Origin of the sequence: Streptomyces sp. NPDC046881 (assembly GCF_040645015.1) — a bacterium.
In the GTDB taxonomy this organism is placed as follows: Bacteria; Actinomycetota; Actinomycetes; order Streptomycetales; family Streptomycetaceae; genus Streptomyces.
The window spans coordinates 24,873-34,810 of sequence record NZ_JBEYXJ010000091.1 but is presented as its reverse complement, the minus strand read 5'-3'; the positions used below and the strand labels follow the sequence as shown (position 1 = coordinate 34,810).

4 protein-coding genes and 2 pseudogenes are annotated in these 9,938 nt (G+C 73.0%); 3 read left to right on the top strand and 3 right to left on the bottom strand.

The genetic code is table 11. The annotated features are described in order from the left end of the window. Nucleotides 1–192 (top strand): annotated as a pseudogene (locus ABZ923_RS31610) (ABC transporter permease); the annotation flags it as partial. A gap of 150 nt (nt 193–342) precedes the next feature. On the opposite strand, the gene ABZ923_RS31605 reads toward ABZ923_RS31610, so the two are convergent. From ABZ923_RS31605 to dnaK, 3 genes are all read right to left on the bottom strand, one after another. Then, a complete protein-coding gene (locus tag ABZ923_RS31605) occupies nt 343–3,036 on the bottom strand; it encodes a SpoIIE family protein phosphatase (protein ID WP_361478472.1) in 2,694 nt (897 codons plus the stop codon). Nucleotides 3,037–3,164: 128 nt separating this feature from the next. After that, nucleotides 3,165–3,614: a nucleotide exchange factor GrpE gene (gene grpE / locus ABZ923_RS31600; RefSeq protein ID WP_361478469.1), complete on the bottom strand. Its 450-nt coding sequence runs from the start codon at nt 3,612–3,614 to the stop codon at nt 3,165–3,167. 2 nt (nt 3,615–3,616) lie between these two features. Continuing rightward, nucleotides 3,617–5,473, bottom strand: a complete 1,857-nt coding sequence (dnaK, locus tag ABZ923_RS31595; protein WP_361478466.1) for a molecular chaperone DnaK — start codon at nt 5,471–5,473, stop codon at nt 3,617–3,619. Between the two features lie 287 nt (nt 5,474–5,760). Between dnaK and ABZ923_RS31590 the strand changes: the two are divergent. Both ABZ923_RS31590 and ABZ923_RS31585 read left to right on the top strand, forming a co-directional pair. Then, nucleotides 5,761–6,203: pseudogene (locus tag ABZ923_RS31590) on the top strand (lytic polysaccharide monooxygenase); the annotation flags it as partial. A 455-nt stretch (nt 6,204–6,658) separates the two neighbouring features. Continuing rightward, nucleotides 6,659–9,928: a GH92 family glycosyl hydrolase gene (locus ABZ923_RS31585; protein ID WP_361478463.1), complete on the top strand. Its 3,270-nt coding sequence runs from the start codon at nt 6,659–6,661 to the stop codon at nt 9,926–9,928. Nucleotides 9,929–9,938: the final 10 nt, after the last annotated feature.

Here is a 9,938-nt window from a genome sequence, read left to right as displayed (position 1 = left end):
GTCACCACGTTCACCGCGGGGCCGGGCATCGAGACCCTCCCCATCTGGATCTTCGGCAACATGACCCGCCCCCGGCAGGCCCCGGTGGTGACTCCCCCGACCCCGGGGGTGCGGCCCTCCGCCGTCTTCCCACCGGCACGACGATCCGACCCACACCACCCGCCCGGCCACCGGCCGCCCTCCCACGTCTGACCGCCACCACTGCCGCCCCGGCCCCCGCCGCCCCGCGCGCGGCCTCCGCGCCGGCACCGCGACCAGATCGGCCCGCCATCTCCCGCGAGCGGCTCCCGCCCCGGCCCCCGCCGTCCCGCGAGGGGTCTTCCTGTCGGCCCGGCGTCGGCCTCAGTCGTCGAGGAGTTTGGAGAGGTCCGGTACGGTCAGTTCCGCCCAGATGACCTTGCCGTGCGGGGTGTAGCGGGTGCCCCAGCGTTCGGACAGTTGCGAGACCAGGAACAGGCCCCGGCCGCCCTCGTCGGTCGTCGCGGCGTACCGCAGGTGCGGCGAGGTGCTGCTGCCGTCGGCCACCTCGCAGATCAGCGTGCGGTCGTGGATCAGCCGTACGTGGATCGGGTCGGAGCCGTACCGGATGGCGTTGGTGATCAGCTCGCTCAGCACGAGTTCCATGCCGAAGCCCAGCTCGGACAGCCCCCACTCGTCCAGCTGGGCGGAGACCGCGCCGCGCATCCCCGACACGGCGGCCGGATCGCGCGGCACGTCCCAGTCGGCGACCCGGTCGGCCGGCAGCGCCCGGGTGCGCGCGACGAGCAGCGCGACGTCGTCCCCGGGCCGCTCCGGCAGCAGCTGCTCCAGCACCGCCCGGCAGCTCTCCTCCGGCGACCGGCCGGGATGGCCCGCCAGGGCCCGGCGCAGCAGCTCCATGCCCTCGTCCAGGTCCCGCGTACGGTCCTCGATCAGACCGTCGGTGTACAGCACGAGCTGGCTGCCCTCGGCCAGCTCCAGCTCGGCCGTGCGGAACGGCAGGCCGCCCAGGCCCAGCGGCGGCCCGGCGGGCAGCTCGGGGAAGGTGACGCTGCCGTCGGGGTGGACCAGCGCGGGCGCCGGATGCCCGGCCCGGGCCATGACGCACCGGCGCGTCACCGGGTCGTAGATCGCGTACAGGCAGGTGGCGCCCACGATCTGCCCGGCCGTCTCGGGACAGGCCTCGTCCTGGTCGATGCGGCCGACCAGGTCGTCCAGATGGTGGAGCAGTTCGTCCGGCGGCAGGTCCAGCGTGGAGAAGTTGTGCACCGCGGTCCGCAGCCGGCCCATCGTCGCGGCGGCGTGCAGACCGTGCCCCACCACGTCGCCGACGGCCAGCGCCACCCGGCCGCCCGGCAGCGGGATCACGTCGAACCAGTCGCCGCTCACCCCCGACTGCGCCGGCAGATAGCGGTAGCCCACGTCCAGCGCGCTCTGCTCGGGCAGCGCCCGGGGCAGCAGACTGCGCTGCAGGGTGACCGCGAGGGTGTGCTCGCGGGTGTAGCGGCGCGCGTTGTCGATGCTGACCGCGGCCCGGGCCACCAGCTCCTCCGCCAGGGACAGCTCGTCCTCGTCGAACGCGTCCCGTTTGGAGCGCCAGAAGTTCGCCATGCCCAGTACGACACCGCGGGCCCGGATGGGCGCGGAGATGAGCGAGTGGATGCCGAAGTCCAGGATCTGCCGGGTCCGCTCCGAGTCCTGGACCCGCCACCCCTCGGCGGCCGCCAGGTCGGTCACCAGCTCCGAGCGGCCGGCGCCGTAACTGCGGGCCTGCGGGGTGGAGGGCAGGAAGTCGATCAGCCGGCCCTGCTCGTAGAGCGGGTGGTCGTCCCGGATACCGGCGACGGCGACCCGCCGCATGTCCGTCGCCGTCGGAGCCGGCTCCTCGCCGTGCAGGACGGCGTCGGCCAGGTCCACGGTGATGAAATCGGCGAACCGCGGGACGGCGACCCGCGCCAGCTCGTCGGCCGTGCGCATCACGTCCAGCGTGCTGCCGATGCACAGGCCCGCGTCGTACAGCAGCTCCAGCCGCTCCCGGGCGGTCTCGGCGCGCCCGGACACCGCCTGCAGCTCGGTGGAGTCGCGCAGCGTCACGACGGTGCCGCCGGGACAGCCGGCGCGGTCGGTGGGCCGCTGGTTGACCGCCAGCAGGCGGCCCTTGGCGAAGTGCAGCTCGTCGCTGGCCGGGCGCCGGGAGGCGAGCAGCTCCACCGTCGCCGGGTCCAGATCCGGCAGCTCCCGCACCGTGCGCCCCTCGGCGTCGGTGGGCAGCTCCAGCAGGCGCCGGGCCTCGTCGTTGACGAGCAGCAGCCGGCCGTCGGACCCGATGATGAGCACGCCCTCCCGCACCGAGTGCAGCACGGTGTCGTGGTGCTGGTACATGCGGCTCATCTCGTCCGGCGCCAGGCTGTGCGTCTGCCGCCGCAGCCGGCGCCCCACCAGGGCGGTGCCGCCGGTCGACACCACGAGCGCGCCGGCCCCGGCGGCCAGGATGATCGGCAGCTGCCGGTCCAGCTCGCTGGTGACGTTCTTGACCTTCAGCCCGGCGGAGACCAGCGCGACCACCCTGCCGCGGTCGTCGTCCACGGGCACGGTGGCCTGCACCTCGTGACCCAGCGGGCCGTGCACGCTCTCGGTGTACACCTTGCCGGCCAGCGACGGTTCGATGGCGCCCACGAACCGATGACCGATCTTGCTGGGCAGCGGATGGGTGTAGCGGATGCCGTGGGTGTCCATGACCACGATGAAGTCGACGCCCGCGGACTTGCGCCCGGCCTCGGCCAGCGGCTGCAGGATCCGCGACGGCTCGGGCGACCGCAGCGCCTGGACCAGCCCCGGAGAGTGGGCGAAGGTCTGCGCGACGGCTATGGACCGGTGCTTGGCCTCGGCGGTGTTGTCCCGCTTCGACTGCAGAACGAGGGCGAGGACGGCGCACAGGACGAGCAGCACCACCAGAGCGACCTGGAACAGGAAGACCTGTCCGGCGACGCTCCGGGGAATCTTGCCGATCACAGTGCGCCACGAGAGACGCCTGCCTCGGACAGATGCGTCCGACATGACCGCATTTGTAGCACTGCTGTTTTCCGTGTGGCTATGGTCCGTCCACGAGGTGGACACATTCGGACCGGCGCCGGCGGACCGGACGGCCCGTCCGCGCCACCGTGCCGCCGCACCACGCCGGGGGGTCATGGCGGCCCGCTGACCGCTACGTGCGCGGGCCGCAGCAGACGGTCGCCGATCCGGTAGCCGGGGCGCAGGATCTCCGCGCAGACCAGCCGTTCGGCGCCCGGGGCCGCGTGGTGCACGACCGCCTCGTGGCACGCCGGGTCGAACGGCTGGCCCTCCTCCCCGAACGCCTCCAGGCCCAGTGCGCCCAGCCGCGCGCCCAGCGTGTCGGCGATGTCCTTCAGGCCGGGCGTGAGCGGCTCGTGCGCGCACGCCCGGTCCACGGCGTCCACCACCGGCAGCAGCGCGGTCAGCACGTTGGCGACGGCGATCTCGCGCACGGCCATGCGGTCCCGCCGCACCCGCTTGCGGTAGTTGTCGTACTCCGCCTTCACCCTCTGCAGATCGGCGGTGCGCTCCCTGAGCAGGCGCTCCACCTCACCCGTGCTCGGCGTCCGCGCCCCGTCCATGATCAGCCCGCCTCCGGCTTGTCGTCGTCGACGATCTCCGCGTCCACCACCTCGTCGTCCCCGCCGGAGGCCGCCGTGCCGCCGGCACCGGGCTGCGCGGCCTGCTCCGTCCGCGACCGCTCGTACAGCGCCGTACCGATCTTCTGCGCGGCCTGCGCGGCATGGTCCAGGGCCTGCCGGATGGCCGCCGTGTCCTCCGACTTCAGCTTCTCCTTCAGCTCGGCCAGCGCCGCCTCCGTCTCGGACCTCGCGTCGGCCGGGATCTTGTCCGCGTTGTCCTTGATGAGCTTCTCGGTGGAGTACACGAGCTGCTCGGCCTGGTTGCGCGTCTCCGCGGCCTCCCGGCGGTTGCGGTCCTCCTCGGCGTGCTGCTCCGCCTCCCGGACCATCCGGTCGATGTCGTCCCGGGGCAGCGCCGAACCGCCGGTCACCGTCATCTTCTGTTCCTTGCCGGTGCCGAGGTCCTTGGCGGAGACGTGCATGATGCCGTTGGCGTCGATGTCGAAGGCCACCTCGATCTGCGGCACCCCGCGCGGGGCGGGCGCGATGCCGGTCAGCTCGAACATGCCGAGCTTCTTGTTGTACGCGGCGATCTCGCGTTCGCCCTGGTAGACCTGCACGGTCACCGAGGGCTGATTGTCCTCGGCCGTGGTGAAGATCTCCGAACGCCGGGTGGGGATCGTGGTGTTGCGCTCGATCAGCTTGGTCATGATGCCGCCCTTGGTCTCGATACCGAGGGACAGCGGGGTGACGTCGAGCAGCAGGACGTCCTTGACCTCGCCCTTGAGCACACCGGCCTGCAGGGAGGCGCCGACGGCGACGACCTCGTCGGGGTTGACGCCCTTGTGCGGGTCCTTGCCGGTCAGCTCCTTCACCAGCTCGGTCACGGCCGGCATCCGGGTCGAGCCGCCCACCAGCACCACGTGGTCGATGTCGGACACCTTGATCCCGGCGTCCTTGATCGCGTTGTGGAACGGCGCCTTGCAGCGCTCCAGCAGGTCGGCGGTGAGCTGCTGGAACTGGGCCCGGGTCAGCTTCTCGTCCAGGTGCAGCGGGCCCTCGGCGGACGCGGTGATGTACGGCAGGTTGATCGAGGTCTCCGTGGAGGAGGACAGCTCGATCTTCGCCCGCTCCGCCGCCTCCCGCAGCCGCTGCACGGCCATCTTGTCCTTGGCGAGGTCCACGCCGTAGTTGTTCTTGAACTGCTGGACCAGGTGGTCCACGACCCGCTGGTCCCAGTCGTCGCCCCCGAGGCGGGTGTCGCCGTTGGTGGCCTTCACCTCGATGACGCCCTCGCCCATCTCCAGCAGCGACACGTCGAAGGTGCCGCCGCCCAGGTCGAAGACGAGGACCGTCTGGTCGTTCTCCTTGTCCAGCCCGTACGCCAGCGCCGCCGCCGTCGGCTCGTTGATGATCCGCAGCACGTTCAGGCCCGCGATCTCACCGGCCTCCTTGGTGGCCTGCCGCTGGGCGTCGTCGAAGTACGCGGGCACGGTGATCACCGCGTCGGTGACGTCCTCGCCGAGGTACGCCTCCGCGTCCCGCTTCAGCTTCTGCAGCACGCGCGCGGAGATCTCCTGCGCCGTGTACCGCTTGCCGTCGATGTCCCCCTGGTCGGGGAACCGCCAGGCGTGGTCGCCCACGTGCCGCTTGACCGAGCGCGCGGTGCGCTCCACGTTCGTCACGGCCTGCCGCTTGGCCACCTCGCCGACCAGGACCTCGCCGTTCTTGGCGAAGGCCACGACCGACGGCGTGGTGCGTGCGCCTTCCGTGTTGGTGATGACGGTGGGCTCGCCGCCCTCCAGGACCGAGACCACCGAGTTCGTCGTACCGAGGTCGATACCGACCGGACGCGCCATCTGCGTTCTCCCTCCTCCTCACCCCGTGCGCCGCACTTCTGACCCGCCGGGTACCCAGCACACCGGTCCTGCGCGCTACGGCGGCCCGGGAGCCTTCCTCCATCCGGTCGCCTCCCGGCCTGCCTCACCTTCGGAATAAAACTTGAGTGAACCCTTGTCAAGCGTGCCCTCGGCGGCCCGATGCGGGGCCGGTCGCCGCGCGGGCGTGTACACCTTCGGCGGTTGGCGCCAGCTTCCGGAAGAGGTGGAGTGGGAGCGCTCCCACCACGTCACCTTGCGCCCCCCTCGTGGTCCGGCCCCGAGCCCAACGCCCCGGCCGCCGCTCCGCCCTCCTCCTGATCACCCTGGCCCTGCTCGCCGCCCTGCCCGCCCTCGGCCTGATCCTCGCCGCCGACGGCCCGGCCACGGCCCACGGCACCCCGTGAAGCCGGGCAGCCGCACCTTCCTGTGCTGGCGGGACGCGCTCACCGACACCGACGAGATCAAGGCCGTCAACCCGGCCTGCGAGGCGGCCCGGCAGGCCGGCGGGACCACGCCGTTCTACAACTGGTTGCCGGTGCTCCGCTCCGACGGCGCCGGCCGCACCCGCGGCTTCGTGCCGGACGGCCGGCTGTCCAGCGGCGGCAATCCCGGCTTCACGGGCTTCGACCCGGCCCGGGACGACCGGCCGGTGACCCACCTGACCGCGGACGCCACGGTCGACTTCTCCTGCAACGCCTGGGCGGCCCACTCCGCGGGCCGGAACGGCTCGTTGAGCCCCGGCCGGTCGGCGACGTTCGGCTACACCGGCCAGGGGGACGGCGGGGACGGCGGTGACAGCGTCACCACCCTGCCCTGCGGGGTCGGTTGAGCCGCTCTGGGCGGACCCGGTGGCGGTGCGCACCGGGTCCGCGAGCCGGGCAGGTGAGGGGGGTGGGATACCTGCCCGGAGGGAAATGGCCTGCGTAGTGCGTGGCTTGTGCGGCGCACTGGCCGCGCGACATCGTTGTCATATGGTCTGTACATGACTCTACCGCCTGAACGGACAACGATGTCAACCCACTTGGCTAGCCCGACCGGGTGATGCCGGCGTGCGCCGGACGGCGCGTACGCGGTCTTCCGTGGTACCGGTGGCACACGTTACTGTCCCTGCGGCTTGTGCGACCTGTGGTGCGCGACCCGTCCGTTAGGAGGAAGGGCCGCGTCATGCGTTTGAGACCCGCGTCCCTGCTGCTGGCCGCGCTCCTCGCGACCGGCGGCACCGCAACCCCCGCCCTGGCGGCGACCGCCGCTCCCCCCGTCCTCGTCAAGGACCCCACCCCGTACGTCGATCCGCTGATCGGCACCCGCAACGGCGGCGACGTCTTCCCGGGCGCCGTCCTGCCCTTCGGCATGCTCTCCTGGAGCCCGGAGAACACCCGCGGCGACGCGACCAGGACCGCCGCCCCGGGCGGCTACCAGTACGACGCCACCCGCATCCGCGGCTTCAGCCTCACCCACATGTCCGGCACCGGCTGCGCGGGCGGCAGCGGCGACATCCCGTTCTTCCCGTACGCCGGCGAGGTCACCTCCTCCCCGGCGAGCGACACCAAGGACGCCGTCTACGCCTCCGACTTCCGGCACGCCGACGAGACCGCCGAACCCGGCCACTACCGGGTCGGCCTTGCCTCCGGCGTCACCGCCGACCTCACCGCCACCGCGCGCACCGGCTCGGCCCGCTTCACCTACCCGGCCGGCAAGCCCGCCTCCCTGCTCGTGCGCACGGCCAACTCCGAGGTCGGCTCGGCGGACTCCACGGTCACGATCGACCCGGACACCCGGACCGTCTCCGGCTCGGTCACCTCCGGCAACTTCTGCGGGTACCTCGACCCCGAGGGCCAACGCGCCTACTACACCCTCTACTTCACCGCCCGCTTCGACCGCGCCTTCCAGGCCGCCGGCACCTGGCACGACGACCGCCTGGAGCCCGGCTCCCGGGAGACCTCCGGCGGCACCGGCGGCTTCACCCACGGCGGCCGGCCGGTCGCCGGGAAGGGCGCCGGCGGCTACGTCGAGTTCGCGCCCGGCGACGGCCCGGTGAACGTCAAGGTCGGCATCTCCTACGTCAGCAGGGAGGCCGCCGCGGCCAACCTGGCCGCCGAGAACCCCCCGGGGCGGTCCTTCGACGCGGTTCGGGACGCGGCCCGGCGGGCCTGGCGGGAGCGGCTCGGGGCCGTCCGGGTCGGCGGCGGCACGGACGCCGAGCGCACCACCTTCTACACCGCGCTCTACCACGCGCTGCTGCACCCGAACATCATCAGCGACGCCGACGGCAGGTACCGGGGCGCCGACGGCCGCGTGCACACGGTCGACCGCCGCCGGCGGGCCCAGTACGGCACCTTCTCCGGCTGGGACGTCTACCGCGACCAGGTCCAGCTGCTGACGCTGCTCGACCCGCGCACCGGCTCGGACATCGCGCAGTCCCTGTACGAGCTGGCCCGGCAGAACGGCGGCGTGTGGGACCGCTGGCTGCACGGGGCGAGCGGCACCCACGTCATGAACGGCGACCCCTCGCCGACCGCGCTGGCCGGCATCCACGCCTTCGGCGGCACGGACTTCGACCTCGAAGGCGCCCTGAGGTCCCTGGTGCGGGCGGCGACCGTGCCCACACCGCAGGACCTGTCCCCGGCCGGCAAGCCCGTGCTGTCGGCGGGCCAGCGCCCTTCCCTCGACAAGTACCTCCGGCTGCACTACATGCCGAGCGTGTCCAACGCCTGGGGCGGCGCGGCGGAGACGCTGGAGATGTCCACCGCGGACTTCGCGATCTCCCAGCTCGCCCGGGCCGCCGGGGAGAAGGACACGGCGGCCCGCTTCACCCGCCGCGCCCAGTGGTGGCAGAACAACTTCAACATCGCGGCCGCGCCGGACGGCGGCTACGTCGCCAACCGCAAGGCCGACGGCAGCTGGGTCACCGGCTTCACCCCGGACACCGGCAACGGGTTCGTCGAGGGCTCGGCCGCCCAGTACACCTGGATGGTCCCGCACGACCCGGCGGGCCTCTTCGCCGCGCTGGGCGGCCGGGAGAAGGCGCTCGCCCGGCTGGACGACTTCTTCCACGACGCCGACGGCGGCTGGGCCTTCACCGGCCACGGCGGCACCAAGTCCGAACTGGACAACGAGCCGTCGATCAACGTCCCCTACCTGTACGCCTACGCGGGTGCCCCCTACAAGACGCAGGAGACCGTCCGCGCGGCGATGCGGCAGCTGTGGTCCACCGAGCCCGGCGGCATCCCGGGCAACGACGACCTCGGCGCGATGTCCGCCTGGTACGTCTTCTCCGCCCTCGGCATGTACCCGCAGGTGCCGTCCCGCGCCGAACTGGTCCTCGCCTCGCCGCTGTTCGAGCGGATCGAGATCGACCGGCCGCACGGCGGCGACATCTCGGTCCGGGCCGCGGGAGCGGCGGCCGACGCGCCCTACGTGCGGTCGCTGAAGGTGAACGGCCGTACCAGCGCGCGCCCGTGGCTGCCCGCGTCCTTCGTCCGGCACGGCGGCCGGCTCGACTACACCCTGTCCGCCACCCCGGACCGCGGCTGGGGCGCGGACAGCCCGCCGCCGTCCTTCCGGGAGGGCGAGCAGCCGTACCAGATCGGTGTCGGGCCCACCACGGCCACCCTCGCCCCCGGGGACCGCACGACCATCGGCGTCCGCGCGCTGTCGCTGACCGGCGGCAGCGGCCCCGAGGTGCGCTTCCGGGTGCGGACCCCGGCCGGGGTGACGGCCGAGCCCGCCGAGGGCACGGTCACCGACGGCGCCCGGCAGATCACCCTCACCGCCGCCGAGGACGCCGAGCAGGGCTTCGCCGACGTCAGGGTCACGGTGACCTCGGGCGACTCCTCCTACGAGCAGCCGGTGGCGCTCACCGTGGCCGCCCCGGGCACCCTGCTCGCCGCCTACGACAACACCGGTGTCTCCGACGACGACGGCGAGCACGACGAGGCCGACTACGACGGCGGCGGCTGGAGCTACTCCCGGCAGGCCCTCGCGGCGGCCGGCCTCACCCCGGGCGGGCACGGCACGGCCGGCGGCCTCGCCTTCACCTGGCCCGCCTCACCCGCCGGCCGCCCCGACAACGCCTCGGCGTCCGGCCAGACCATCCAACTGGCCTCGTCGGCAGACAGGTTGTCCTTCATCGGCAGCGCGGTCAACGGCAACCAGCAGACCCGGGCGACCGTCACCTACACCGACGGCACCACCGACACCGTCGACCTGTCCTTCACCGACTGGACCGTGGGCGGCGGAGGCGGCACCGTCCAGTACGGCAACGAGGTCGTCGCCAGGACCGCGTACCGCAACGTCGCCGGCGCCGACAAGGACCCGGTGGCGACGTACGTCTTCGCCACCAAGCCCTACCAGGCCCCGGCCGGCCGGCAGATCCTTAGCGTCACGCTCCCGCGCGACGCGGACCTGCACGTCTTCACCCTCGCCACCGGCTGAGCCCCCGCAC